Annotated in this window: 23 protein-coding genes; 13 read left to right on the plus strand and 10 right to left on the minus strand. The window is 41.8% G+C overall.

The features are described 5' to 3' along the window. Window positions 1-257 precede the first annotated feature (257 nt). Both PI95_RS11425 and PI95_RS11430 read left to right on the plus strand, forming a co-directional pair. Window positions 258-4,139, plus strand: coding sequence for a DUF4347 domain-containing protein (locus tag PI95_RS11425; protein WP_039739582.1), 3,882 nt, complete (start codon window positions 258-260; stop codon window positions 4,137-4,139). Window positions 4,140-4,250: 111 nt separating this feature from the next. Then, window positions 4,251-4,583, plus strand: coding sequence for a XisI protein (locus PI95_RS11430; RefSeq protein WP_039739579.1), 333 nt, complete (start codon window positions 4,251-4,253; stop codon window positions 4,581-4,583). A 155-nt stretch (window positions 4,584-4,738) separates the two neighbouring features. On the opposite strand, the gene PI95_RS11435 is transcribed toward PI95_RS11430, so the two are convergent. The 3 genes from PI95_RS11435 to PI95_RS11445 form a co-directional block, all read right to left on the minus strand. Continuing rightward, window positions 4,739-7,915: a carboxypeptidase regulatory-like domain-containing protein gene (locus PI95_RS11435; protein ID WP_052324784.1), complete on the minus strand. Its 3,177-nt coding sequence runs from the start codon at window positions 7,913-7,915 to the stop codon at window positions 4,739-4,741. 8 nt (window positions 7,916-7,923) lie between these two features. After that, a complete protein-coding gene (locus tag PI95_RS11440; protein ID WP_201280405.1) occupies window positions 7,924-8,799 on the minus strand; it encodes a fimbrial biogenesis chaperone in 876 nt (291 codons plus the stop codon). A gap of 811 nt (window positions 8,800-9,610) precedes the next feature. Further along, window positions 9,611-10,090: a hypothetical protein gene (locus PI95_RS11445; RefSeq protein ID WP_039739575.1), complete on the minus strand. Its 480-nt coding sequence runs from the start codon at window positions 10,088-10,090 to the stop codon at window positions 9,611-9,613. Between the two features lie 587 nt (window positions 10,091-10,677). On the opposite strand from PI95_RS11445, the gene PI95_RS11450 reads away from it, so the two are divergent. Both PI95_RS11450 and PI95_RS11455 read left to right on the plus strand, forming a co-directional pair. Continuing rightward, a complete protein-coding gene (locus tag PI95_RS11450) occupies window positions 10,678-10,833 on the plus strand; it encodes a hypothetical protein (protein ID WP_163518806.1) in 156 nt (51 codons plus the stop codon). Between the two features lie 120 nt (window positions 10,834-10,953). Further along, complete coding sequence (locus tag PI95_RS11455; RefSeq protein WP_039739573.1) at window positions 10,954-11,964, plus strand: bestrophin family protein; 1,011 nt, start codon at window positions 10,954-10,956, stop codon at window positions 11,962-11,964. A gap of 165 nt (window positions 11,965-12,129) precedes the next feature. Here the strand turns inward: PI95_RS11455 and PI95_RS11460 are convergent, their stop codons facing one another. The 3 genes from PI95_RS11460 to PI95_RS11470 form a co-directional block, all read right to left on the minus strand. After that, entirely contained in the window at window positions 12,130-12,768 is a 639-nt protein-coding gene (locus tag PI95_RS11460; RefSeq protein WP_039739570.1) for a J domain-containing protein, read from the minus strand. A gap of 343 nt (window positions 12,769-13,111) precedes the next feature. Beyond that, window positions 13,112-13,705 (minus strand): ATP-dependent Clp protease proteolytic subunit, encoded by a 594-nt coding sequence (locus PI95_RS11465; RefSeq protein WP_039739567.1) that lies wholly within the window; start codon window positions 13,703-13,705, stop codon window positions 13,112-13,114. A gap of 165 nt (window positions 13,706-13,870) precedes the next feature. Further along, window positions 13,871-14,533, minus strand: a complete 663-nt coding sequence (locus tag PI95_RS11470; RefSeq protein WP_039739564.1) for an ATP-dependent Clp protease proteolytic subunit — start codon at window positions 14,531-14,533, stop codon at window positions 13,871-13,873. 352 nt (window positions 14,534-14,885) lie between these two features. Here PI95_RS11470 and PI95_RS11475 point away from each other — a divergent pair, with 352 nt between their 5' ends. Together PI95_RS11475 and gloA2 are read left to right on the plus strand one after the other, a co-directional pair. Then, a complete protein-coding gene (locus tag PI95_RS11475) occupies window positions 14,886-16,133 on the plus strand; it encodes a vWA domain-containing protein (RefSeq protein WP_039739558.1) in 1,248 nt (415 codons plus the stop codon). Between the two features lie 120 nt (window positions 16,134-16,253). Next, a complete protein-coding gene (gene gloA2 / locus PI95_RS11480; protein WP_039739555.1) occupies window positions 16,254-16,640 on the plus strand; it encodes an SMU1112c/YaeR family gloxylase I-like metalloprotein in 387 nt (128 codons plus the stop codon). A gap of 42 nt (window positions 16,641-16,682) precedes the next feature. On the opposite strand, the gene ggt is transcribed toward gloA2, so the two are convergent. Next, window positions 16,683-18,497, minus strand: coding sequence for a gamma-glutamyltransferase (ggt, locus tag PI95_RS11485; RefSeq protein WP_052324783.1), 1,815 nt, complete (start codon window positions 18,495-18,497; stop codon window positions 16,683-16,685). Window positions 18,498-18,670: 173 nt separating this feature from the next. Here ggt and PI95_RS11490 point away from each other — a divergent pair, with 173 nt between their 5' ends. After that, entirely contained in the window at window positions 18,671-19,132 is a 462-nt protein-coding gene (locus tag PI95_RS11490; protein ID WP_039739553.1) for a GNAT family N-acetyltransferase, read from the plus strand. A 238-nt stretch (window positions 19,133-19,370) separates the two neighbouring features. Beyond that, entirely contained in the window at window positions 19,371-20,147 is a 777-nt protein-coding gene (locus PI95_RS11495; RefSeq protein ID WP_039739552.1) for an Rpn family recombination-promoting nuclease/putative transposase, read from the plus strand. A gap of 96 nt (window positions 20,148-20,243) precedes the next feature. Here the strand turns inward: PI95_RS11495 and PI95_RS11500 are convergent, their stop codons facing one another. Then, complete coding sequence (locus PI95_RS11500) at window positions 20,244-20,426, minus strand: DUF8622 domain-containing protein (protein ID WP_039739551.1); 183 nt, start codon at window positions 20,424-20,426, stop codon at window positions 20,244-20,246. Between the two features lie 5 nt (window positions 20,427-20,431). Beyond that, window positions 20,432-21,508 (minus strand): PIN/TRAM domain-containing protein, encoded by a 1,077-nt coding sequence (locus PI95_RS11505; RefSeq protein ID WP_039739549.1) that lies wholly within the window; start codon window positions 21,506-21,508, stop codon window positions 20,432-20,434. A gap of 252 nt (window positions 21,509-21,760) precedes the next feature. On the opposite strand from PI95_RS11505, the gene hemW reads away from it, so the two are divergent. The 4 genes from hemW to PI95_RS11525 all read left to right on the plus strand — a co-directional run bounded on the left by hemW (window position 21,761) and on the right by PI95_RS11525 (window position 24,344). Then, entirely contained in the window at window positions 21,761-22,945 is a 1,185-nt protein-coding gene (hemW, locus tag PI95_RS11510; protein WP_039739544.1) for a radical SAM family heme chaperone HemW, read from the plus strand. Window positions 22,946-23,233: 288 nt separating this feature from the next. Next, window positions 23,234-23,566, plus strand: a complete 333-nt coding sequence (locus PI95_RS11515; protein WP_039739541.1) for a DUF433 domain-containing protein — start codon at window positions 23,234-23,236, stop codon at window positions 23,564-23,566. Between the two features lie 65 nt (window positions 23,567-23,631). Further along, the gene (locus tag PI95_RS11520) at window positions 23,632-23,892 is read left to right on the plus strand and encodes a hypothetical protein (RefSeq protein WP_039739538.1); all 261 of its coding nucleotides are present in this window, start codon (window positions 23,632-23,634) and stop codon (window positions 23,890-23,892) included. Further along, on the plus strand, window positions 23,889-24,344 hold the full coding sequence (locus PI95_RS11525) for a PIN domain-containing protein (protein ID WP_039739534.1): 456 nt from the start codon (window positions 23,889-23,891) through the stop codon (window positions 24,342-24,344). The genes PI95_RS11520 and PI95_RS11525 overlap by 4 nt, the downstream gene beginning before the upstream one ends. Window positions 24,345-24,461: 117 nt before the next feature. Here the strand turns inward: PI95_RS11525 and PI95_RS11530 are convergent, their stop codons facing one another. Continuing rightward, window positions 24,462-24,869 (minus strand): universal stress protein, encoded by a 408-nt coding sequence (locus PI95_RS11530; RefSeq protein ID WP_039739532.1) that lies wholly within the window; start codon window positions 24,867-24,869, stop codon window positions 24,462-24,464. A gap of 90 nt (window positions 24,870-24,959) precedes the next feature. Between PI95_RS11530 and PI95_RS11535 the strand changes: the two genes are divergently transcribed. Further along, complete coding sequence (locus tag PI95_RS11535; RefSeq protein WP_039739530.1) at window positions 24,960-26,162, plus strand: phosphoglycerate kinase; 1,203 nt, start codon at window positions 24,960-24,962, stop codon at window positions 26,160-26,162. The last annotated feature ends 78 nt before the right edge of the window (window positions 26,163-26,240 follow it).

Genomic DNA, 26,240 nt, shown 5'->3' on the forward strand with positions numbered 1-26,240 from the left:
TTATTAGCTAATGGCTATTAATTATATTTTGATTCTTATTAAAAAATCACTTTTATATATTTCAATATTTGATTATAGCCATTATTTGTAGACATCAACAAAAGACCTCTTGCAAAAATCGGTAAACGCCCTCAGCCTATAAGCCGCCGGCTCTACAAACAAAGCCCGCGCAGGCGGGCTTAAAATTAAAAAAAATACTTTTGCAAGAAGTCTAATGTTAGATAGAAAATTTCTTAACTAAATCGATTTAAACAATTATGACACTGCAATCAAACAACTCTTTAGTAAAATCTGTTTTGCAAAAAGAAAGAGAAATTATCTTTATTGATCCCACTGTAGAAGATTACGAGAGTCTAATAGCTGGTATCAATCCAGATACAAAAGTCGTGATACTAGACCGGATGAAAGACGGGGTATCACAAATTACTGAGAATTTGCAAGGTGGTAAATACAAGGCTGTTCATATAGTTTCCCACGGCAGCGAGGGAAGTTTGCAGTTGGGGTCAAAACAACTGAATTCGGGTAATTTGGATATTTATAAAAGTCAGTTGCAACAGTGGGCAAATTTCCTGACAGATGACGCTGACATATTGCTTTATGGTTGCGATGTGGCTGCGGGAAAGACGGGTTTAGGCTTTGTGCAGCAGTTGAGTCAGCTAACGGGTGCAGATGTAGCGGCGTCGGATGACTTGACGGGGAGTGCTGCGCTTGGTGGTGATTGGGATTTGGAAGTGAAGACGGGGAAGATTGAGTCACCCTTGGCGTTTCAAGCATCGGTCTTAGAAAGTTACAACGGTATCCTCCCTAGTAGCAACATTGTAATTAGCCAAGTTTACGGTGGCGGTGGCAACTCTGGAGCAACTTACAAAAATGATTTTATTGAACTGTTTAATCGTGGGACGACTGCTGTAGATGTATCAACGTGGTCAGTGCAATACGCCTCCGATACTGGTACAAGCTGGACACGAACGAATCTTTTTGGCACTATTGCTCCGGGAAGTTACTATCTCATTCAACTAGCAGGTGGGGCAAATGGAGCCATTTTGCCCACAGCAGATAAAGTAGGCACGACTGACATAAATACCACAAAAGGTAAGATTGCGCTCGTTAAAAGCACCACTGCTCTTACAACTTCTAGTTTCACAGATGCGAATCCGACCGATCCTAACATTGTTGATTTTGTTGGTTACGGTACTACTGCGAATGCTTATGAAAACGTTGCAGCACCTGCTCCTAGTAACATTACCTCCATAGTAAGAACAGGAGGAAACTCAGACACAGATAAAAACTCAACTGATTTTATTGTGGGAGTGCCTAACCCACGGAATAAGACAGCACAGCCTACACCTACACTCAGTTCATCAACGTCAGCTTTGTCCTACAACGAAAACGCTGGTTTTGTTGGGATTGATAATGCAATCACTGTTACTGATTCTGACTCAGCTAACTTTAATGGCGGTAAGCTTGTTGTCGATTTCACTAGTGGTGCTAATACAAATGACATCCTGTTAATTGTCAATAATTATCCAACTTTTATTGCTGGTGTCGATATTCCTGGTCTTAACCAGATTATCATAGCGGGTACACAAATAGGCACTTTCACAGGAGGAATGAATGGTAGACCGTTAGAAGTTACCTTCAATGCCAATGCAACTCCTGCGAGAGTGCAGACTTTGATAAGTAACATCTTCTATAACAATATCTCAGATAATCCACTGGCAGGCGATCGCACGGTACGTTTCCGACTGACTGACGATACAGGTTTAACTAGCACTCCAGTAACTAAAACGATTAGTCTGACAGCAGTTAATGATGCTCCTATTATTGGTGTTTTTGGTGCATCATTCCAACTTTACAATGGTATTAGCACAACTACACCTGACACCCAAGGATTTATATATCAAGCTCTTCCCTATTTACCGACAGGTTCAACTCCAACCGGGAATCAATTAACTACTTCTATCAGCGATTATGTAGGTTATGCGGCAAAAGCCGAATTAATGCCTATCCTTGACCGAAACGTGGGATATAGCATTAAATTCGGTACTGAAATTGTTTCTGAAGACCATTCTGGTACTGGTGCTGATAAAAATGGCGATGGAAAAGCAGATAGAGCAGGTTTCAGCGTTACTGTTATCGGAAACGACAAAAAAGGCATTGAACTAGGTTTCTGGACTAATGAAATCTGGGCGCAAAATGATGGTGCTGCTGAACCTACATCTACAGATTTAACTCAAACCCTCTTCACTCACGGTGAGGGGACAACAATATCGGGTTTTACTACTAAAACTTTTAAGAACTATGAACTGAAAATATTTGGTAATACCTACAGCCTTTTTCGGGATGATTATCAAACAGCAATTTTGTCTGGCAATTTGCGGGACTATACGAGCTTTGCAACACCAGCTTACCTTCCCTCAAATCCTTATCAAACATCTAATTTCTTATTCTTTGGCGATGGAACCCCAACCTCTAGCGCTAATTTTAAATTAGGTGTGATATCAGTTAATACAGGTTCGAGTTCTAATTTATCAGTAAATGAAGACACGGATTTAGTCGTTCAAGGTGTCAGCATTAATGATGTTGACTCTGGAAGTGTCACCGCTACCCTGAAAGTTAACAGTGGAAAATTAACGGTAAGTACTGGTATTTCCGGCGGTGTTACCTCTGTAAATAACAATGGTACTGGAGAAGTAATTCTTAGTGGTACTCTCAGCCAAATTAATAATACCTTGGCTGCTAGTAACGGACTAACCTATAAAGGTAATCAAGACTTCTTCGGTAACGATACTCTCTCGGTTAGTGCTACCGATGGCATAACTCCAGGCAGCCCAAAAACAGTTTCAATCATCGTTAACCCTGTAAACGACGCCCCCGTAGTGCAAGCAAGCAAAAGCATTACCCTGAATGAGGATGCCAGCAATACACCACTAAACATTACCGCACCCACGGATGTTGATGGCGACACTCTTACCATTACTATTACTGGACTGCCTGATGCTATCAAGGGTAAGGTTTACCTAGCAGATGGCGTAACACAAGTTAACAATAATCAGTCACTCAACGCTGCTCAACTACCAGGATTGGTATTCCGTCCCGTTGCCGATGCTAACGGCAGTGCAGGTACTTTTAGCTATAGCGTAAGTGATGGTAAAGTTAATAGCAGCCAAACCATCACGTTAAACATCAATTCTGTTAACGATCGCCCCACTTTCACTATCGGTGGCAACCAAAGCGTCAAAACAGGTGTGACACAAACTATCGCAGGTTGGGCAAGCGCAAGCGGCTTTTATGCTGGTGCTGCCAACGAAACACAAAGTGTCGCGGGGTACATAGTTAAGGTTGTCAACAACGTCAACGCTGACATCTTTGAAGCTACACCAACAATTAACTCAGCAGGTGACTTAACTTACACAGCAAAAAGTGGAATTACGGCTAGCAAAACAGCGACAATTGAAGTCCAAGTTCAGGATAACGGCGGTACTGATAATGGTGGTGTCGATACCTCAGCCCCGCAAACTTTCACAATTACCGTTAATCCCACAGCTACTAACTCGATGAAGGTAACTTCAGGTGTAAGTACTACAGGAACTGATGGGAGCGATCGCATCTCAGCATTAGATAGTGACGACATCGTTTATGGTGGATTGGGTAGCGATCGCATTTTCGGCGGTAATGGTAATGATACCCTTTACGGCGATTTAGAAACTATACCCACTTATGGTGTTAATTTCACCATGAGTGACACTATTTATGGTGGTTTGGGCAATGATTTAATCTACGGTAACGGTGGTAATGACTACCTTTATGGTGAAGACGGAAATGATAGCATCTGGGGTGGAGATGGCAATGATGAAATCTGGGGCGGTACCGGCAATGATATCCTTAATGGCGGTATTGGTAAAGATAGTTTTGTCCTTGTTAGAGGTCAGGGCAAAGACACCATTGAGGATTTTAAAATTGGTGAAGATGTGCTTGGTTGTGCAGGTGGTTTGAGATACGATCCTTTAATATTAGGTCTTCAAGATGTATTTGGCGGTACTTCAATTTTTGATAAAATCACAAATCAACAGGTAGCATTCGTTAAAGGTATTACTAAGTTAGAACTCGATAAGCCCAGTAATTTCGGTCAGTTTTAAAGGTTGTTTGGGCGTTTCCAGGTTGATCTTGGAAACGCCTAATTTAGCAAAAGTTGAGCAAAACCAGCTTTACTTGGTGATATACAATATTGATCGGGAGGTGATTGAACGATGGCTACCGTCGATGAGTACCGACGACATATCCAACACCTATTAACTGAACAGGCAAAGTTAGTCTGGGATAAACGCATCCAGGCTGAAACTATTTTCGATACCGAACGCGATCGCTATCAACTAGTCTACGTTGGCTGGCGTGAGTCTAAGCGATTGTATGGTACTGTTCTGCATCTTGACATCATTGATGGCAAAATTTGGATTCAGCAGGATGGTACTGAAGTTGGTATTGCGAACCAATTGGTGGAACTCGATGTCCCCAAGCAAGACATTGTTTTGGGGTTTGACCCTCCAAAGATGCGTCATTACACTGAATTTGCTGTGGGGTAGTGCCGCTTTTTTATTGTTAGCAAGCTTTGCGTGGTAACATACTTTGAGAGGCTGTGCCTTGTTTCATTCTACAGGCAGAGCCTGCACAGAAGGCATTCCCATGTAGAGCATGGAAACGAGAAAACGAGAAAAAGAGCGCTCTTTGCGCTCACTACTTATTTATCTTTGTCTTTATTTGGCAATACACTTTGATTTACACTGGGAATTACAGCGCGAAAATCTTGATTTTCTAACTGCTGAACATTGAGTTCTTGAAAACCGAGGGAAGAATTATCTAATTTCAATATCATACCACCCACAGGTTTATCGTTAATCAATAAATCGTAAGTGCCTTGTTGCAGTCTTTCTAAATAATAAACTCCGGCAGTGTTGGTGACAGAAAATAACCGCACTTTAGAATCTTTAGAAACTGCTTCTACCCTCGCACCATTAATTGGTTTACCTTGAGCATCGGTAATTACTCCAGAAAAGGCGTAAGCACGAGTTAATGGTAACATTACTGGTGTGTAAGAACCTGCGATAACATCGACAGCATAAGCGTCAGTTGTAGCTTGCCAATCTTCCGGGAAACCTGCGGGATCTAAATCTAAACGATAAGTTCCTGGATTTAAGCGTACCAGAATGCGATCGCTTTGAATATCCGGTTGCAATGATTTGATAACTCTATTGTTCACCAACAGCAGTGTATCCGGATTTTCTGTATATAATTTCTCACCCGGATCGCGTTTGCCGTTATTATTATTATCAAAGAACGGCTGAATCAATAAACCGCCTTGGGTACGGAAATAATCAGAACGTCTATCCCCTGGTGTAATACCGCTTTGCAAACCGGCGCTAGAAACTAAGTCTATATTAAAGCTGGCTTGGTCGGAAGTCACAGATACGCCTTGATAACGCGCCCGCAACAAAATACCTGGTAAAATTGTAGTTGATAATGAACCAACAAGTCCGCTACCCTGAGAACCAATCCCATAGCCTAACTGCGCTTCCCAACGATAATTACCATCGCTAGCGCGTTGTGTAGAACGATATCGCCAACCTAAAGTAAGTAAGTTATTACTCAAATTTTGACTGCGGGTTTCATAACTTACTACCAGCGAGTTTCCTAAATTCAAAAAGCTGCTGTTTCTAGAAAAGTTATAGGTGAATTCCGATAAAGTGCCGATTTCGTTACCGCGTTGATTTAATTCTAATCTGCCGAGACGTTGCAGCCAAGTCCAACGCAAGCGGTTTTCGGTATCTAGGCTAATACGGGCAAAGGTAAAAGCGTTTCTACCGCTAAAGTTTAATTGTACACCACCGCCTGTGGCATCGCGGCTATCGGTAGTCGCAAATAAACTTAAGCCAGGAAACACGCGCCAATCTATGTTAAAACGATTAGAAAAGCGATCGCTTGTAAATGATGCACTCAAACTCCGAGTCGGATTAAACCGGATATCTGCGTTCACATCCCATTTACTACCGCTAAGTGCAGAAATTGCAACTTCTAAAGGCAAATTTGCCGGACGATAAAATATTTCTGCTAAACCTCTGGCGGAATCGTCGTATACTCCACCTACACCGACTGTGAGATTTTCTGATAAACCCCATCTTTGAGCGATTCCACCGCGAAAATCTGAGAAGTTGCCCAATAGACTATTATTTAATTCGCGTCGCAAACCACCAGAAAAAACTAAGGCTGAAGAACCTGCGGGTAATTGTCCTGGTACAATTGAGTAGGTAGCTTCGCGAATTTCTGGTTGAGCGGTGAGTCGTCCTTCTGGGTAAAGTAAGACGCGGTAACTGCTGCCATAGTATTGATTTTCGCTTCTGACGTTTTCAAAGCGGTAAATTCCGGAAGAATCTACCAAAACTTCGCCAATTACGCGATCGCCAAATGCTTCTGCTAACCTAACTAATGTACCCGGTTGAGCCGTACCTGTAATTGTCCTGCCAATTTGCGAAGCTTGCAACCGCAAACGCGGATCGACAAAACCACCACCAAACAGTTGCGGTGGGGTAAATCCTTGTCGTTGAATATATGTAAAACCCCAATAATCGCTTGCACCCTGACTGCGCCAAAAAGTCGGCTGGGAACCGAAGATATAATCAGATCGATCATTTGGTCGATAAAATTGTGCTTCTGCTAATCTCCAACTTGATGCATCTTGGAAATTTGGCTGATCTGTACGCACAAACCAACTACCACCAAACAGACTACCAACCGCGAGAAAATCACCTCTGTAACTGGCTGATGTGCCTTCGGAACCGCTGGCGTTAACTTTTTGTTCAATTGCGCCAAAACTGAAATTACCAGGGGCAATTCGTGGTATACCTTCTAATATAATTGGGGATTCTGCTTGCCCAATTCTCGAACTTGATTGATTTAGCCAAGGTACATCAAGCTCAATTGCGTAGTCGTTGATGTTGAATTGTGCTTTAATGCCAAAGAGAGTATTTAAGTCTTGAATCGAAAATACTAAGCCTAACTCTGGATCGTTGCGAAGCTTTTTTGGATCGATGCGAGTGACAAGACCAGGCGATCGCACTTCTAATTGACCATCTGGTAAATTTTTTAAGTCTAATTTCAACGCTTGAATTATATCATCAAACGGTAACAGCCAATTTTCAAAATTAATTGCTTGCGTTCCGTCTTCTTGTCCCCGGATAATCACGCTGGGGTTGACATTGCGTTTGCCCACATTCAATCCAACCGGAAATGTACTGAATTGCTTTGTCTTTTTTTCCAATTCAGATTTAACTTCCGGTGTCGGTGTTTCTGGAAGACCTAACCCCCCAGCACCCGAACCTATGAGGGAAGGGGGAGAGTCTAAACCTCTCTCCTCATCTGGAAGACCTAACCCCCTAACCTTCTTCCCTATGAGGGAAGGGGGAGAATCTAAACCTCTCTCCTTATCTGGAAGACCTAACCCCCCAGCCTCCTTCCCTACAAGGGAAGGGGGAGGATTAAAGCCTCTCTCCTTGTAGGAGAGAGGTTTGGAGAGAGGTTTTCTAGATTTAACCGCTTCCCGATATTGAATCAGCCTTTCCCGCAGATCCGCACGACTAGCTTCATTAATCGGCAAACTTTTTAACCTTTCTGCCAAAGAGAGTGAATCGTAGTTCGTCCGATCTGAAATTGCATTCGTAGGTATCACCTCACCCCCCCGTTGGCTTGCGTCAACACTCCCCTCTCCTTTATAAGGAGAGGGGTTAGGGGGTGAGGTATTATCTATATTTTCGTCTGCAACAGTTTCTTCTGAGAAGTCAGGGGTAGGGTTCTTAGCCTTAGCTGGAGTAGCGCAAAAAAGGCAAACCGCAAACGCAGAAAGGTAAAACAGGGGATTTTTCACGCTGACTTTTACCTTCTATTTCTGATTGGCAATGTAGTAGAATTTCCTCCAGGAACAGTTAAATCCAGCTTGAATGGTAGTTTACTTTTGTCGTTATCTTCACCCCAAAGTAACTCACCACTTAGTTGATATGTGCCAGGAGAAAGAGCTAATTCATCTTTTTTAGATTGATTTAAAATTAAATTGCGATCGCCATCAGGCACAATACCGGTATCTGGTGATTCTCCAGATTTAACAATTGTTCCACCTTGCTTGAGAGTCCATTTAATAGATGTGTAAGCAGATGCTTTACCACTGTTGCGGACTAATAGTTGTATCTTCTTAGCTTCTGCATTCCATCTGACGCTATCCACCATCAAATTAGGACGCACATCACCTTTGCGGACAAAGAAAGCGCTACCAACACGAGTAATAATATTCGTTGTAATTCCATTTCCATTCTTGACAGTATTCGGCTTCAAAGGTTCAGTGAAAATCATTGAGCGATATTCGCCACTTGGTAGACTGGGAGCCAAACGAGCATTCAAGCGTACTCTTCTAGTTGTTCCCGGTGGGACAACAAGTTCACGCGGCGAAAATTGCAAATATGGTCTTAAATCAGAAGGGCTAGATGGTAAACTTTCAAAACCCTTATCTCGATTGTATGTAAAAGATTCAGCGTAGACGCGAGCGCGAAAGGTTTCGTTACTAGTATTTGTGATATTAATAACGCCTTGAGCTTGACCGCGATTAGTTTTAACTTCAATTTTTAATGGTGAGAGACTCACCTGTGCTTGACTTGCTCCTGCCCAAAGTAAAGTTGCAGATAATGCCCAGGAACTTAAACGCAAAGCAGTACGAACAGGTGCGGAAATAACTTTCGTATTTAAAGTTGAAAAGAACATTTTAATTTTATTCTCCTAGCAGTTAAAGCTTATAAAAGCCTGCTTTTAGTCTTTCAGAACCCCGACTTCTCTAATAAGTCGGGGTTCTTGTTGTTCAAAGTTGATTGTGACTATAGCGATTTTCACTTGGATGCAATACACAACCATTGCGTAGGGACAATTCATGAATTGTCCCTACGATCGGTTGGGTATTTGACGCAAGTGAGAACCGCTATAATAGCAGGCTTATTACATCTGACGTAAATTTGTATGACTTTGGTAGATACTGACTTATGAAAAATTGGCAATTAATAATCGAATAGTGATGAATTAAGAGTTAGGAATATTAACTCTTAATTTATAACTTCTCAATTACTAATTACTCGTTAACAGTGATTCTGTTTTAGCAGTATTTTTAGCCAGTGATAACCGTAGAATCTACAGTATTTACCTGAGATGATATTAAGCCTAGTTAAATACTCGCTATTTCCACCGAACCCTACCCCGCGTTGAACTTATTGGCTAAATTACCCGCAATATAAACACCTCACCCCTAACCCCTCTCCTTACGCTCGTAGAGGGTAAATAAAGCACAGCTTTATTGGGATGAGGTTTTATGGTTATAATGGTTAATTTACTCGACGTGATATGATTCTTGCGAAGTGCATTTTGCGCTTTAAAAATGAAAAGGACGGGTAAGACACCCATCCTACAAAAATATAAATTTCAAACGGCAAATATACAAGCTTATGAAAAATTTCCCTCCTCGCAAGCGGGAAGGGGTACTTTCATACTAACTCTTGGGTAGGGTTCAACCCAACTGTACTAATAATTAGGGGGTGCTGGTGACAGTAACTGTGTAAGTGTAGGAGCCAGGAATAAATTTAGTACCACTGGCTAAAGTTGCTGTCATGTCTACAGAGGCTTCTTCTTTGATGTATTTAGTTAATGTATGGTCATTACCCACAGTGGCAGTACCATCTGTTGTTTTAAGTGCTGCTGTCAGAGTAGCACCAGTGGTAGGATTAGTACTACCTTCCGCGATAGTAACACCAAGTTTCGCATCCTTAGAGCACTCAAGGTTAATCTTGCCTGGTGCTGCTGTACCTATAGTGTAAGTAGTTCCATCAGTACCTAAACCCTCGTTAATGGTATTGACACCCAACGTTCCATCAGTAGTAGTACCCAAGGTGCAAAAACTACCAACAGTAACAGGGAAGTTTAGAGATGCCGTTCCAGCCTTCGCACTAGAAGCGAAACCAACGACACCAGCCAACATCAAAGCACAAGCGAATAAAGAACGACGTAACATAGTAAAGTCCTCACGAATTTAAATTACTTTTGAAAAGCGCTCAATCGAGAAACAACTTAGATTGCGATCGCGACTTTCAAATTGAGAGCAAAATTGAAAATTGCTGTGCAAAATGCCACAGCAGATTCTACGCGCAACCTAAGATAATCAAGTGGTAATGACATTCCCCTAATTACTTTTGAAGTTGGTTAAATCCAAAGTTGAAAAAACCAACCTTTGCTGCGCTACTTGGATGATTTGAATAAGCAAATATCTAGTTAGTCAGCTTTGAGTGAAATTTCTCTGAACCTGGTACTAAGATAACTAGCAAAAGATACAAAGCAAACAGTGTTAATACGCAAAATCAACCCAGTCAATTAAACTGCGTCAAAATACCGATTTTCAGCGTATTTATGTAAAGTTATCTTCAAATCAGCTTGAAGCGCTGGAAATTACGTTTTCATTTCCATCACTCTTTTATATTAATATACAGATAAATCATCCTCCCTAGGACAGATTTTGTCGTTACACGCTTTCAACCCCCTGGTGGAATTAACACCAGATGAAAACTAATGCACAGGTCTTGGCATTAGATTAGCGGAATAAAGATGACTTCTCAAAAAAATAGCGATCGCCAACAGTCGAATATTCATTTAATGAAAGTTGAGCAAAATAGCAACACCGGGCAGGTTGAATTTCTACCTTTGGGTAGTGGTGAAGAATCTCATCGAGAAGAAGTGAGGCTTTATGCACCCAAGAAGTAACTTTTTTGCGTATCACCGCATGATTTTTATACCCTTTTTATGTGATGTGTGCTAGGTTGAGAACTTGTAAAGATTTGTATCATTGAACGCTCTGTGTTAAATCATTTGGAGTTCTAACAGATGAGCCGCTCAAAATTTACTAGTACACTGGAAAGGTGCAAAAAGTTTTTTAGCAGTAAACCAAATTCGTTTACAGGAAAGTATCACCTCTACACAGGCGAAAAACGGAATTGGTTTCAAGTAACTTTACTACTTGAAATGTCAGTTGTTCCAGTCATTCTTCCCTGGGTACTGTTGTGTGGTATATATGGTTTTTTAGTATCAATACTCCACAATTGGGGGTTTCCCGTAGCATTCCCAGAGAAGAGTGCTGTCCTTACCAATGCCGTCTTGAGTTTCAATATTGGCTTTACTTTATTGTTGGTTTTCCGGACGAATACAGCCCATGAACGATTTTGGGAAGGACGTAAACTATGGGGATCTTTAGTCAATACGGTTCGTAACTTGGGTCAGGGAATTTACGTAGTAGTTAAAGAGCAGTCACCGCAGGATAGAGTAGAAAAAGAGGCAACACTTCGGCTATTAGTTGCTTTTGCGGTGGCGATGAAGTTACATCTAAGGGCAGAACCTGTAGATGAGCAGTTAGCGTCATTGATGTCCGAAATCCAGTATTTCAAGCTCAAAGATACTCAACATCCCTCACTACAAATTGCCTTCTGGATTAGGAATTATTTGCAGCATCAGCAAGACCGTAATTGTGTAAATATCTATCAACTAACTGCCTTACATAATTTGGTGGATGATTTGGTAGATATTTTGGGTGGCTGCGAACGCATTTTGAAAACGCCACTGCCCTTGATATATACTATTAAGCTCAGGCAATTGTTGTTAATTTTTTGTCTGATATTGCCTCTGGAAATAGTTAATAATTTAACTTGGTGGACTGGTATAATAATGGCTTTTGTCAGTTTCACCTTATTGAGCATTGAAGAAATTGGCTCGGAAATCGAAGAGCCTTTTGGGCACGATCCAAATGACCTACCCTTGAATGCGATTTGCAACACAATGCTACGTAATGTTGAAGAGTTAATTACGCTTGCTCCTAGCACAGAATATGACTGGCGACTTTGACGCTGGCTGTCTTGACGAAGGGATTCTTAAGAGCTAAACAAGTCTAACTCGTAACCAGCCCCTAAATTTATTTTGGTAGTTATTATTTTTGGAATGAGTGAATGAGTGAATTTTGAATTCCCCGAACGCGAGTGCGTCTCAATCATGAGAAGGGGTTGACTTATATCAAAAAATCTGATCTAACTTTTGGAAGTCGCGCTGCACCTCTTGGGAAAGAGACTTATTATTAGGGTCAGTCTTTAGGGCTTTTTTGAGATAAATTCTCGCTTTGAGTAGTTGTTTTTCAGCAATTAGCGCTCGTCCCCAAATTTGATAGGCGATCGCTTGCCATTGTCGCACTTCGGCATCTTCGGGTAAACGTTCAGCCAAAGCTTCCGCTAGGGCGATCGCTTGCGGAAACCTTCTTTCTTTCAAAAACCGCTGCAACTGCTCATAAGTCTTCCACTTCAGCCGCTGTTCTATTTCCACCAAATTAGGCGGCTTTGGTGTCGGTTTTGGTGGCGGTTTTGGCGTCGGTTTCTCCTGTGTCACCGTGACTACAGGTTCTGGGCACGTTGTCTTTGTTGACTGAGGCGCCTTTTCTTGCGACTGAGTTGACCGTTGAGCCATTTCCTCTGGCGGTACAACCGTCAAAAGCAACTTGTAAGCCTCTGTCAAAGCAATAAATTTGTCTTGAGCTTTTTTATCACCTGGATTGATATCGGGATGATATTGCTGCGCCAACCGTCGGTAAGACGTTTTGATGTCAACAAACGAAGCTCCCGACCTTAAACCTAATACACGGTAGCAATCTCCAAGATCCATCTTCAGCCATCAGAAGCAAGAATATCAGCTATCAGCTATTAGCTTAAAGCCTGAAGTATAAATCATAAAGACTAAATTTTTAATTTAAAGTTCATACTTCACAATTTTTGGGGAGTGGGGAGTAGGGAGTGGGAGAGTGGGGGAGGGGGGGATGGGGGAGAGGGAGGACAAGGGAGAGGGGGAGGACAAGGGAGATATAGGAATTTGTTTCTTACCTCCTCCTTGTCCACGCCAGACGCCTCAACGGAGGGAACCTCCGCACGGCGCTGGCTCCCCTTGTCCCCCTTGTCCCCCTTGTCTCCCTTGTCCCCTTGTCCCCCTGTCCCCCTCCCCCTCTCCTCTTCTACGGTCGATCTTCAATCACACGGTCGATTAAACCGTACTCTTTCGCTTCAGCAGCAGACATGAAAAAGTCACGATCCATGTCTTTTTCAATCTTTGCCAAAGTCTGACCGGTGTTATCAGCGTAAATATTATTTAGCTGATGACGAATCCGGAGAATCTCTCTTGCCTCAATTTCGATATCGGATGCTTGTCCGCGAGTACCACCAGAAGGTTGGTGAATCATGATTCGTGAGTGAGGCAATGCCAGCCGTTTACCTTTAGTGCCAGCCGCTAGCAGAAACGAACCCATCGAGGCTGCTAAACCGACACAAATCGTTACCACATCTGATTTGATGTGCTGCATTGTATCATAAATCGCCAAACCAGATGTCACCATTCCACCTGGGGAATTGATGTACAGTTGAATATCCTTACCTGGATCTTCCGAATCCAGATACAGCATCACGGCGATGATTTGGTTAGCAATTTCATCATCAATGTCTCGTCCCAGGAAAATAATCCGTTCCCGGTAAAGACGATTGTAAATATCAACCCACTGTGTATATTGTTCCCCTGGCATCCGGTAGGGAACTTTAGGAACGCCTATAGGCATAATTTTCTCCGTTTGTCAATAGTTGGAATCAAGAGTTAGGAGTTAACAGTCAGGAGTTAGGAGTTAAGAGTGAGGAGTGAGGAATGAGGAGTTAGGAGTAAAAAAATTGTTTTATCTTCTTTCTTCTTTTTTCTCATAACTCATAACTCATAACTCATAACTTTTTTAAAGGACACTGGCTGGTAATGGCGGATTGGCGAGTTCTTCTTTCTCAAAAACTCGGTCAATCAAACCGTATTCCTTCGCTTGGTAAGGTGTCATGTATAACAGCCGATCCATGTCCTTGGTAATTCTTTCTGGGGGCTGTCCGGTGGTGGTAGATAGAATATCAACCAGCGATGCTTTATTTGCCAGAACTTCTTTCGCCCGAATTTGAATATCGGTTGCTTGACCTTGAGCGTAACTCTTAGGCTGGTGTAAGATAATCGAAGCGTTGGGCAAGCTGGCGCGGCAACCTTTTGTTCCAGCACTGAGAAGCATCGCTGCCATACCCATCGCCGAACCGATACAGATGGTGTGGATAGCTGGCTTGATATATCTCATCGTGTCATAAATGGCGAAGGCTTCGGTTTCAAAGCCGACGGGATCGCCACTGTAACCAGAAGTGCCAGTAGAGTTTATGTAAATTTTAATTGGTTTCTCTGGATCGTCAGACTGTAAATACAGCAATTCAGCTACTATCAGTTCGGTGACAGCAGGCACCAGTGGCATCCCAAGATAGACAATTCGCTCTTTTAACAATAATGATGGTAAATCTGGCGGCGGTGTCCGGTAGAAGTTATCACCGCCGTATGGGGCTTGAACAGCCTTGATGGGGGAAATGTCCATAGCAACTGTTGCCTGAAATTATGCCGTTAACTGTAATACATACTAACGCGATGCTAGGTGCGTTAAAGGTGTGGATTTCTCGCTATGTAAGGGAGTGGGGAGTGGGGAGTGGGGAGTGGGGAGGTGGGGAGGTGGGGAGTGGGGAGTGGGGAGTGGGGAGTGGGGAGTCAGGAGTTAAAAATTATTCTCCTAGTCCCTAGTCCCTAGTCCCTAGTCCCTAGTCCTTAGTCCCCAGTCTTCAAAAAAATGTGAATATTGTTAACGTATGCTTGGGGGATAAATTTTCCGTAGCGCTATGCGTGCAGTTTGAAGTTATTTATTAATATGTATATCTGGATAGGAAACTTGGGTTATGAAGGTTAGCTTGCAGCCGACTCTGAATGATAATAGTTTGGACGCGAATCAACAAAACAGTCAACGTCAGTTGTCAATTTCGATTTCGGCGATCGCTGAAAATCTAGATCGCAATGTCCCTCTAAATTTATGTCTAATTTTAGACCATAGTGGCTCGATGAATGGGCGACCGCTAGAAACTGTCAAAAAAGCGGCGATTGGTTTGGTTGACAAACTCAAAAAAGGCGATCGCCTGAGTGTTGTAGTATTCGATCATCGTGCTAAGGTCTTAGTCCCCAATCAATTTATCGAAAATCCCGAACAAATCAAAAGGGAAATTAACCGACTTTCGGCGGATGGAGGAACGGCAATTGATGAAGGTTTGCGTTTGGGTATTGAAGAATTAGCAAAGGGAAAAAAAGAAACTATTTCTCAAGCTTTTCTGTTAACTGATGGCGAAAATGAACACGGTGATAACAATCGCTGTTTGAAATTTGCTCAATTATCTGCTAGCTATAATTTGACTTTAAATACTTTGGGATTTGGCGACAATTGGAATCAGGATGTTTTAGAAAAAATCGCTGATGCTGGTTTGGGTACTTTATCTTACATTCAACAACCAGATCGGGCAGTAGAAGAATTTAGTCGCCTTTTCACCCGGATGCAAACGGTAGGATTGACGAATGCTTATTTACTATTTTCCCTGATGCCGAAGGTGCGGTTAGCAGAACTAAAACCGATCGCCCAAGTTGCCCCAGATACAATTGAGTTACCCGTACAATACGAAGCTGATGGACGCTTGGCGGTGCGTTTGGGTGATTTAATGAAAGATGTGGAACGAGTGATTTTAGCGAATATTTATCTGGGACAATTGCCAGAAGGTAAACAAGCGATCGCTAATGTGCAAGTCCGCTACGACGATCCTACCGACAACCAAACTGGATTATTTTCGCCAAATATCCCAATTTATGCTAATGTAGTTCGGAATTACCAATCTGTGAACGATCCGCAAGTGCAGCAACATGTTCTCGCGTTAGCGAAATATCGGCAAACTCAACTAGCAGAAGCGAAATTACAACAAGGCGATCGCGCTGGTGCGGCAACAATGCTGCAAACTGCGGCAAAAACCGCTTTGCAAATGGGAGATAAAAGTGCCGCGACAGTGTTGCAAACTTCCGCCACTCGCTTGCAAGCTGGGCAAGAATTATCAGAAGCAGATCGTAAGAAAACCAGGATTGTATCTAAAACAGTTTTGCAAGACCCTTAGTTTTAAGTGTTGGTTGTTGGTTGATAGTTGGAGCGTTGTTGGTTGTTGGTTGCTACTATCCACTACCCGCTCCCCGCTCCCCACTAACCACTATCCACTATCTACTAACCACTAACTCCTATGAAAACTACCGGTATTCATCATATAGCGATTATTTGTTCTGATTATGAACGCTCGAAAAGGTTTTATGTAGAAGTATTAGGTTTTTCGATTATTCAAGAGACTTTTCGCGCTCAGAGAAATTCTTATAAATTAGATTTACGTGTGGGAGAAAAGCAGCAAATCGAGTTATTTTCTTTTGCTAATCCTCCAGAAAGGATTAATAATCCTGAAGCTTGTGGATTAAGACATCTGGCTTTTGAAGTCGATGATATTGAGCAAACTGTTTTGGAATTAAAATCAAAAGGTGTAGAAGTAGAAAATATCAGGATTGATGATATTACAGACAAGCGCTTTACTTTCTTTAAAGACCCAGATGCTTTGCCATTAGAAATTTATGAACGTTAGGTAGTTTACTTATAAAGTAACGTACCTGCCTTTCCAATGTGCTTAATAAGCAGCAGCTTTGCCTGCGGATTTGCGACTATCATTAGCACCATATAGCACCTTAGTTTTTGGATCTACCAAAATAGATTCAGCAGCACCCCAAGTTAAGAACGGAGCCACTCTGTAACCTCTTTCCCACAACTTTTGTACAGCGCTAGACTTAAGGCTGTAAGGTTCTGTAAGTACTACATTGGGTAATCCCTGATAATGAATTCGAGGAGCGTTTATAGCTTCAGAAATATTCATGTCATAATCAATGACGTTAGTAATTACTTGGAGAACAGTTGTAGTAATTGTTGACCCTCCAGGGCTACCCGTGACGATGAAAACTTTACCATTTTTTGTCACGATAGTGGGTGACATAGAACTGAGGGGGCGTTTACCTGGTTCGATGATATTAGCATTTCCTTGCACTAAACCAAAGTTGTTTGCCACGCCAGGTTTAGATGTAAAGTCATCCATTTCATTGTTGAGGAAAAAGCCAGTATTGCCAGCAATTACTTTCGCTCCAAAGTAAGAGTTAATAGTGTAAGTTACGGCTACGGCGTTACCATAGCGGTCTACAATAGAGTAGTGGGTTGTGTTAGTTCCCTCATGGGATGTGATATCAGAGTAGAGAGGCTTTGGCGAAATAGCCTGTTGTTTGGGAATTTGGGAACGAATAGAGGCAGCATAGTCTTTTGATAAAAGTCGCGCAACTGGATTTTTGACAAAATCTGGATCGCCTAAGTACTTGTTCCGGTCAGCATAAGCGTACAAGATGCTTGACAGCATGAAGTGAAGGCTATCTTGGGAGTGCCAGCCAAGTTGTTTGAGCTGATAACCTTCTAGAATATTCAGCATCTCACACAAGGTAGTACCGCCTCCAGGAGGTGGGGCAGAAATTACCTCATAGCCCCGATAGCTGCATCGTACTGGCTGGGTTTGAGCGATCGCGTATTTGCTAAAATCATCAGCGGTGAGAATGCCACCATTTTCGCGGCTAGCTTTGACAATCTTTTGAGCGATCGCTTTCTTGTAAAAAGCATCTGTTCCTTGATTTGAAATCAATTTAAGAGTTTGAGCTAAATTTTTCTGCACCAAGCGATCGCCAACTTGATAAGGATTCTTGCCATTTTTCAAAAATATGCTCGCAACATTGGATTGATTCTTAAACTGTGCAGTCCCAGCTTTTAATATTTTAATGTCTCCCTCCTGCAATACAAATCCTTCAGCAGCAAGCTTAATCGCTGGAGTCATCACCTGCTGACGAGTCATTGTTCCATATTGAGAAAGTGCTTCATCGAGTCCTTTAACAGTTCCAGGAACTCCAACCGCAAGATAGCCCTTAGTACTCAACCCAGAGATTACCTTACCCTGTTTATCGAGATACATATTTTTAGTAGCTTTTAAAGCAGCTTTCTCGCGGAAGTTGATAAAAATATTTTTACCATTAGCCAAGTGGATGAGCATGAACCCACCCCCACCAATATTGCCACAACAGGGATCGCTAACAGCTAAGGCATATCCTACAGCTACAGCAGCATCAACTGCATTGCCTTTTTGTTTGAGAATTTGTAACCCGATTTCAGATGCGTTGTGTTGCGTGGTGACAACAATGCCATTTTTGCCTGATACAGGGGGAACAGAGGCTTGAAGCGTAGTTTTGTTGCAATTGGAACTTTTGCACCCTACCCAACTCAATATGCGATAAAGATAAGTTAAGGGATGGTAAACACTACCCGCTACAGCCATATCTAGACCTAACGCCAGACCAATAAATGCAAAGCTAAGGATTAAGATTGAGAGGCATTTTTTCAATCTTCTTCGTCTAATCATGGCAATGTTGACTTTAAGTAATCAAGCAAATTAGGGAATATGCTTATTTTATGATATGGAGGGACAAAACTTATGTTAATAAAGCGGGATGAAAATCCACTTTTAGCGCATTTGCTTCTTTAATATATAGAGAGGCTCAATCTAACATACATTTTGTCTTAATAAAATTAAAGATGATAATAAGAGAATACAGATTATCTGACACTGAGGAAATCATGAAACTGTTTTACGATACAGTTCATGAAATCAATATTCAAGATTACACTCAAGAACAAGTAAATGCTTGGGCACCGGAAAATATGGATTATGATTTTTGGCACAAAAGGTTACAAACCAAGCTTCCCTATATAGCTGAAGATAATGGTGAGATAGTTGGGTTTGGAGAATTAGAAGCGGATGGTCATATTGATTGTTTTTATTGTCATAGTAAATATCAAAAAAAGGGTATTGGTTCAAAACTATTAATTCATCTAGAAAATACGGCAAAATTACAAGGAATTAAACGGCTATATACAGAAGCGAGTATTACTGCAAAACCATTTTTTCAAAGTAAGGGATTTAGCATAGTTAAGGAACAGCAAGTAGAACGACGGGGAGTTATGTTTCAAAACTATGTAATGGAAAAATATCTGTGATTTTCTACAGAGAAAATCTCCAATTATTTTGATAGCGCCAGAAATTACGATGTAGAGACGTTCCGGTGGAACGTCTCTACAATATGTGTCATTTGCCAGATATGAAATTTGTTTTAGACAATAATTTTACAATCCAAAATCTTTCCTATCCTCCATAGTGACTACCAGTAACTTTCTGAAGCTAAATCTTACTTATGTTATGGAAATAAAGTCGGCGATCGCTTGCTAAAATTACAACATGTTTGACAACATCTGTAAATTCCTCGCGGAAAATTTCTCTTGTGACTTCGCTACTTGGTTATTAGGAGAACCTATAACCTTAACTCAACTTAGTCCCAAGGAATTATCCCTGGAACCGATTCGCGCTGATGCCTTAATTTTGCTACAGTCAGAGCAACACGTACTGCATTTAGAGTTTCAAACTCAAGTCGATGCCGAAATTCCCTTTCGGATGCTAGATTATCGCGTTCGTGTTTATCGTCGCTTTCCCCAAAAGGAAATGCATCAAGTCGTAATTTACCTCAAACAAACAAATTCTGATTTGGTGCAGCAAAATACATTTCTTTTGACTCGTACTCGTCATGAGTTTGAAGTTATCAGACTGTGGGAACAACCGACTGAGGTATTTTTGAGAACTCCAGGACTGTTACCTTTGGCGGTGTTGAGTAGTACACTTGACCGAGAAGCTGTACTTAACCAAGTAGCACAACAAATTAACAACATTACAGAATTAAGAACTCAAAGTAATGTTGCTGCTTCCACAGCAATTTTAGCTGGTTTAGTATTGAATCAAGAGGTCATAAAACGAGTTTTGAGGTCGGATATTATGCGCGAGTCAGTCATTTATCAAGAGATTTTAACTGAAGGTAGAACTGAGGGTAGAACTGAAGCTTTACTTGAAGTGGCAAAAAATCTACTTAATAGTGGGATGCAATTAGAGCAAGTAGCAAGAATGACAAAGTTAACGGTTGAGCAGTTGGAACAATTACAAACGCAAGAAGAAAGTGACGAGTAGCAATAAATTTTTAGCTAAAAGTTTTTAATTTCATCAAAAAACGGTGCAGATTGACTGCACCGTTTATCAAATTTGACTATCGATGAAACGCGCTATTTACTTTTTTTGAGCTTTCCAAGTTCCCCCATAAACATAAAAGGGGTTATCTTGACTAACTTGATCCCAACATTGATGGCAAACAAAAACCCATTCGCCATCCTCTTCGTACTTGACTCGATATAAAATTGGTGCAGATTGACTGCACCGATCGCACAATTTAACCCGAATTTTTCGAGCCATTTACCTTACGCTAATGCGGAAGCTTGAGGTTTAGCAAAAATCATCCTTCCGGCTGAAGTTTGCAAAGCACTGGTGACTACTACCCGAATTTCACCACCGACATAACTGCTGCCTTCTTCAACGACAACCATTGTACCGTCGTCGAGGTAGCCGATACCCTGACTGGGTTCTTTACCTTCTTTGAGAATTTTTAAGTCAATGTAGTCACCAGGTAAATATGAGGGACGAACAGCGTTAACTAAATCGTTAACATTCAAAACAGGCACTTTCTGAACGCTAGCTACTTTAGACAAGTTGTAGTCATTAGTTAGCAGTGTACCGTTGATTTCTTGAGCAAATCGCACTAATTTAGCATCTACGGTGGGAATATCTTCGTAATCTGCTGGGTTGATTAAAATGCGATCCGGGTAAGCTTCTTTAATTCGGTTGAGAATTTCGAGTCCTCGTCTTCCCCGCACCCGCTTTAAATCTTTGTTAGCATCAGCTACTTGTTGCAATTCTTGCAAGACAAATTGCGGGACGATTATTTGCCCTTCGAGAAATCCTGTTTCTAACAGTGTTTCAATGCGACCATCAATAATGCAGCTAGTGTCTAAAACTTTGGTACTGGCAGGTTTTAGTGTTCCTTCCACTACCATTGTTTCCACAGTATTAGGATTAATCAGCCGCAATAAGCCGCGTCCGTGAGTATCTGCCAGATTCATGCCTGTATAAGCTAGCACGATGCTGCCGACAACGGCGACTAGCGGCTTAATAAAGCCAAAATCTGCCGGAATTGGCAACAAGAACAAAGGTGCCAACATTAAGTTTGCTATCAATAACCCAATGACCAAGCCAATGGCACGAGTTAAGATAACTTCTAGAGGCAATTCCCGGATTTGTGCTTCTAGACGGCGATATCCGGTCTGGAATCGCAAGCCGACTGCACCGCCAATGATTGCCGCAAAAACAGCAACAATGAAGCGTAGAGCCTGAAGATTTGTAACGCGGTCTAGTGTCACGTAGGGTATGATATCGGTGCTGTAGTACCCTATACCCGCCGCTAAAAGAATGAATGAGAAAATGATAATTGCATCAAGCATAAGCTGTGTGGTTTTCCTGCAACTGTGTTAACCGCAAGAGCGCAGTATTTTTTATTTCATCGGTTGGATAAAATCTGAAATATTGACTTACTAAGCGGGATTTAAGCAGGGAATATCTGCAATTATTATAACCAAAGAGCTTTATATTCATATTTTTGATCGTTTTGTTGCAATAAATATAAAAAGTTGTAAAAAGTCTATTAATTTTCATAGTTTGTAATTATAGGAATAATAATTTAATTGTCTGTAAAAATGGCTGAAAAACTTATTGTTTTTGGAATTCCGAGTTCTGCTTACGTACATATTCCCTTTTGCAGACGACGGTGTTTTTATTGTGATTTTCCGGTGTCTGTGGTAGGCGATCGCTTGCGGGGTGAAACATCTGTCGGTATATCTCACTACGTTGATGTATTAATTGAAGAAATTGCTGCTACAGCGACTTTTGGTCTACCTTTGAAGACAATTTTCTTTGGTGGGGGGACTCCTTCGCTTCTATCTACAGATCAGTTACGGCGTATCCTGGAGGTGATAGAAGAGCGTTTTGGTATTTCTCCAGAAGCGGAAATTTCTATGGAAATGGACCCAGGAACGTTTGATTTAGAACATCTTCAAGGCTATCGTCGCTTGGGAGTCAATCGGGTAAGTTTGGGTGTGCAAGCATTTGAGTCAGAATTATTGCAAGTTGCGGGGCGATCGCACACTATTACTGATATCTTCACAGCTGTGGATTTAATTCGCCAGGTGGGGGTTCCCGAATTCAGCATAGACTTAATTTCAGGTTTGCCGCATCAAACTTTAGATAGGTGGCAATATTCTTTAGAAAAAGCGGTGGCTACAGCACCAACGCACATATCTATATATGACCTTACCATTGAGCCTGGGACTGCTTTTGGTCGTTTCTACAAACCTGGGGATCAACCTTTACCGACAGATGAAACCACAGTTGAGATGTATAGACTGGCACAGCAAATTTTAACGAGCGCGGGTTACGAACATTATGAAATTTCTAATTATGCCCAGCCAGGACATCAATGCCGACATAATCGAGTTTATTGGGAAAATCGCCCTTATTATGGCTTTGGGATGGGGGCAGCGAGTTATGTTGAGGGTAAACGCTTTACTCGTCCGCGTAAAACCAAGGAGTATTATTCTTGGGTGGAAACTGGGGGTTTAATTGATTGTGATGTGACTCCAAACGAGGAAGTTTTGTTAGACACTTTAATGTTGGGGTTGCGTTTGGCTGAGGGTGTGGATTTAGATGCGTTGACTTTTCAGTTTGGGGAAGAGAAGGTAAAGGAGATTTACAAGTGTTTGCAACCCTACTTTGAGAAAGGTTGGGTAGAAGTTGTTGGGGGAAGGTTAAAGTTAAGCGATCCCGATGGATTTTTGTTTTCTAATGTGGTTTTGGCGAAGTTGTTTGAGAAGTTGGGGGAATGAACCACATAGAAATAGAAGTGTAACAGATATACATAGGGATATTGGGCAAATGAGCATGATAATTTTAGTAGAAGAAATCGAGCAAGTTTTTCACCGTCTAATTGAAAGGATAAAACAAGATGAAATTAAATTTTTAGATATTGAAACTGACTACTAAGTAGATGGACATAAATAAACGCTCCTTAACGTAGTAACGGCTTCAGCCGTTAAAATCCTCAGCGACGAGCGGTAAACCGCTCACTACGAATACTCCATCAAAATAGTAATTAATAGGAAAAAGTATTTATTATGAAACTTAAAGAGTTAGAAGCACAATTATTAGCATTAAACCTGACTGAGAAGGCAGAGGCAATACAAATATTAACTAAAAGTTTAAGCAATGGTTCGCAAGGAATTACCAAAACTCCAGGTGTGTGTGGTGGTGATGCTTGTGTTGCTAACACTCGCATTCCAGTTTGGCTATTTGTAAGTTTACGCCGTCAAGGTACAACTGATGCAGAACTTCTAAAGTTTTATCCTTATCTTAGTGCTGCTGACTTGGTGAATGTCTGGGCTTATGCGGATGCACACTCTCAAGAAATCGAACAAGCAATCAGAGAAAATGAGGAAGCAACAGTATGATTAAGATGCCAATTAAAGACAAATTGATAATATTAAACAAAGGAAACGCAACCCAAATATAGAAAATGTCTCAAGAATTACGGGAATTAATGAAGCAAGCAGACGCACTCACACCGGATGAACAATTGCGTCTTATCGCCTATCTAACACAAAGGCTGCAACGCTGCGAAATCAAGCGCAAACCAAGCCGCAATATTATGGAGTTTATCGGCATAGCGCCTAATATGTTAGGAGGTATGGATGCTCAGGAATATGTTACTCGAATGCGACGGGGCGAGTTTCCCGATTTAGAAATTGCAGAAAAGCAAATAAGGAAAGAGGAGTGAGTATTACAGATAGTTTACAGGGTGTGACGCGCTTGTTTCTGGACAGTGCGCCAGTAATATATGCTGTTGAGCGAAACCCACAGTATTTACCACTTGTCAGAGTAGTTTTTGAGCGCATATTCAGTGGTTTGCCGATGGGTGTTGTTTCACCTATTACTTTAGCGGAATGTTTAGTTCAGCCCTATCGTTTGGGACAAAATGAGTTACAGCAAGATTTTATTGAGTTGATGACTGATAATCAAAACATTGAGTTTGTGCCAATTGATGACGAAACACTAGCAATCAATGCTGCTGAAATCAGAGCTAGATATAATCTACAATTACCTGATGCTTTTCAAATTACTGTCGCTTTAGCAGCTGGGTGTGAAGCTTTTTTAACGAATGATGTCACATTTAAGCGCGTTACAGAATTGCGCGTGTTGGTGTTAGATGATTTTAATACTTCTGATTAAAATGGGTGCGTTACACTGCGTTAACGCACCCTACAAATTTAACTAATTCTTAATTCATAATTCCTCACTTTTGTACAGACGTTCCAGTGGAACGTCTCTACCTAACTCCTAACTTTATTAAGGAACAATCAACACCGGACAAGGTGAAAGATTTGTCACGCGAGTGGTGACGCTATCTGTCGCACCTTCTTCGGTCAAGCCTAGTCCGCGACAGCCCATGATGATTAAATTGGCATTAATTTCATCGGCAACGTCACAAATTGTAAAGGCAGGGTTGCCTTCTCTTTCGATGGTTTCGGCTTGAATGCCTTGCTGTGAAAATAAAGCTTGGGCACTTTGCAGCAGTTTGGCAACCGCTTCGGGTGACATCATGGGATCTGTTGTTGGTGCGTCTGGGTTGGGTTCTTCGACGACAGACAGCAGCACTAAGCGACTACCGTACTTTTGCACGATGTTGGCAACCACGTCAGCGGCTTCCCGCGCTTCCCGGCTTTGATCGAGTGGAAATAAAACTGTTTTGAACATCTGATTCACCTGCGTAGCCCTTACTCCGGTAAAATCTGGAATGGCTCTACTTACAAAAAATAACAAAAAGGCGATCGCGAGGTTTGTACTATGTCCAAAAAAACTTTAGCAAATCTATCCGCTTCTGACTTATCCGGCAAACGCGCTTTGGTGCGGGTTGACTTTAACGTGCCTCTAGACGACAGTGGCAACATTACAGACGATACTCGCATTCGCGCTGCTCTGCCAACTATCCAGGATTTAACTCAGAAGGGCGCTAAAGTGATTCTAGTTAGCCATTTTGGGCGTCCTAAAGGCGTGGATGACAAATTACGCCTAACTCCAGTTGCAAAGCGCTTGTCTGACTTGCTAGGGCAAGAAGTCGTCAAAACTGATGACTCCATCGGTGATGACGTTGCGGCAAAAGTGGGAGCGTTGCAAAATGGACAAGTTCTGTTGCTAGAAAATGTCCGCTTCTACAAGGAAGAGGAGAAAAACGATCCAGAATTTGCGAAAAAACTCGCTGCAAATGCTGATTTGTATGTAAATGATGCTTTTGGCACAGCACACCGCGCTCACGCATCTACCGAAGGTGTGACTAAATATCTCAGCCCTTCGGTTGGGGGATATTTGATTGAAAAAGAATTGCAGTATTTGCAAAGTGCGATCGCTGATCCTCAACGTCCTCTAGCAGCAATTATCGGCGGTTCCAAAGTTTCCAGTAAAATCGGTGTAATTGAAGCCCTACTGGAAAAATGCGACAAGCTAATCATTGGTGGGGGAATGATTTTCACTTTCTACAAAGCCCGTGGTTTGAATGTCGGTAAGTCTTTGGTGGAAGAAGACAAACTAGAATTAGCAAAGTCTTTAGAAGCGAAAGCGAAAGAACGCGGTGTTGATTTGCTGCTTCCCACAGATGTAGTTGTAGCAGATAACTTTGCCGCTGATGCCAATTCTCAAACCGTCAGCATTGACAATATCCCCGATGGTTGGATGGGTTTAGATATTGGTCCGGACTCAATAAAAGTGTTCCAAGAAGCGCTTGCAGACTGCAAGACGGTGATTTGGAATGGTCCGATGGGTGTGTTTGAGTTTGATAAATTTGCCGCAGGTACAGAAGCGATCGCTCACACTTTAGCCGACATCAGCAAAAAAGGCGCCATCACCATTATCGGCGGTGGCGACTCTGTAGCGGCTGTGGAAAAAGTCGGTTTAGCCGATCAAATGAGCCACATTTCCACCGGTGGTGGCGCCAGCTTGGAGTTACTCGAAGGTAAGGAATTACCCGGAATCGTCGCTTTGGATGAAGCGTAATCAAGTGTGAAGGATGAAGGATAAAGGATGAAAGTTTCATTCTTTATCCTTTCTGTCTTGGCTTAAATTTTAATTTTG

This window comes from Hassallia byssoidea VB512170 (genome assembly GCF_000817785.2).
Taxonomy (GTDB): domain Bacteria; phylum Cyanobacteriota; class Cyanobacteriia; order Cyanobacteriales; family Nostocaceae; genus Hassallia; species Hassallia carrinoi.

Coding starts and splice junctions, on each gene's coding strand:
- PI95_RS11425 (WP_039739582.1), top strand. CDS start 258: ATGACACTGCAATCAAACAACTCTTTAGTAAAATCTGTTTTGCAAAAA.
- PI95_RS11430 (WP_039739579.1), top strand. CDS start 4,251: ATGGCTACCGTCGATGAGTACCGACGACATATCCAACACCTATTAACT.
- PI95_RS11440 (WP_201280405.1), bottom strand. CDS start 8,799: ATGTTCTTTTCAACTTTAAATACGAAAGTTATTTCCGCACCTGTTCGT.
- PI95_RS11445 (WP_039739575.1), bottom strand. CDS start 10,090: ATGTTACGTCGTTCTTTATTCGCTTGTGCTTTGATGTTGGCTGGTGTC.
- PI95_RS11450 (WP_163518806.1), top strand. CDS start 10,678: ATGACTTCTCAAAAAAATAGCGATCGCCAACAGTCGAATATTCATTTA.
- PI95_RS11455 (WP_039739573.1), top strand. CDS start 10,954: ATGAGCCGCTCAAAATTTACTAGTACACTGGAAAGGTGCAAAAAGTTT.
- PI95_RS11460 (WP_039739570.1), bottom strand. CDS start 12,768: ATGGATCTTGGAGATTGCTACCGTGTATTAGGTTTAAGGTCGGGAGCT.
- PI95_RS11465 (WP_039739567.1), bottom strand. CDS start 13,705: ATGCCTATAGGCGTTCCTAAAGTTCCCTACCGGATGCCAGGGGAACAA.
- PI95_RS11470 (WP_039739564.1), bottom strand. CDS start 14,533: ATGGACATTTCCCCCATCAAGGCTGTTCAAGCCCCATACGGCGGTGAT.
- PI95_RS11475 (WP_039739558.1), top strand. CDS start 14,886: ATGAAGGTTAGCTTGCAGCCGACTCTGAATGATAATAGTTTGGACGCG.
- gloA2 (WP_039739555.1), top strand. CDS start 16,254: ATGAAAACTACCGGTATTCATCATATAGCGATTATTTGTTCTGATTAT.
- ggt (WP_052324783.1), bottom strand. CDS start 18,497: ATGATTAGACGAAGAAGATTGAAAAAATGCCTCTCAATCTTAATCCTT.
- PI95_RS11490 (WP_039739553.1), top strand. CDS start 18,671: ATGATAATAAGAGAATACAGATTATCTGACACTGAGGAAATCATGAAA.
- PI95_RS11495 (WP_039739552.1), top strand. CDS start 19,371: ATGTTTGACAACATCTGTAAATTCCTCGCGGAAAATTTCTCTTGTGAC.
- PI95_RS11500 (WP_039739551.1), bottom strand. CDS start 20,426: ATGGCTCGAAAAATTCGGGTTAAATTGTGCGATCGGTGCAGTCAATCT.
- PI95_RS11505 (WP_039739549.1), bottom strand. CDS start 21,508: ATGCTTGATGCAATTATCATTTTCTCATTCATTCTTTTAGCGGCGGGT.
- hemW (WP_039739544.1), top strand. CDS start 21,761: ATGGCTGAAAAACTTATTGTTTTTGGAATTCCGAGTTCTGCTTACGTA.
- PI95_RS11515 (WP_039739541.1), top strand. CDS start 23,234: ATGAAACTTAAAGAGTTAGAAGCACAATTATTAGCATTAAACCTGACT.
- PI95_RS11520 (WP_039739538.1), top strand. CDS start 23,632: ATGTCTCAAGAATTACGGGAATTAATGAAGCAAGCAGACGCACTCACA.
- PI95_RS11530 (WP_039739532.1), bottom strand. CDS start 24,869: ATGTTCAAAACAGTTTTATTTCCACTCGATCAAAGCCGGGAAGCGCGG.
- PI95_RS11535 (WP_039739530.1), top strand. CDS start 24,960: ATGTCCAAAAAAACTTTAGCAAATCTATCCGCTTCTGACTTATCCGGC.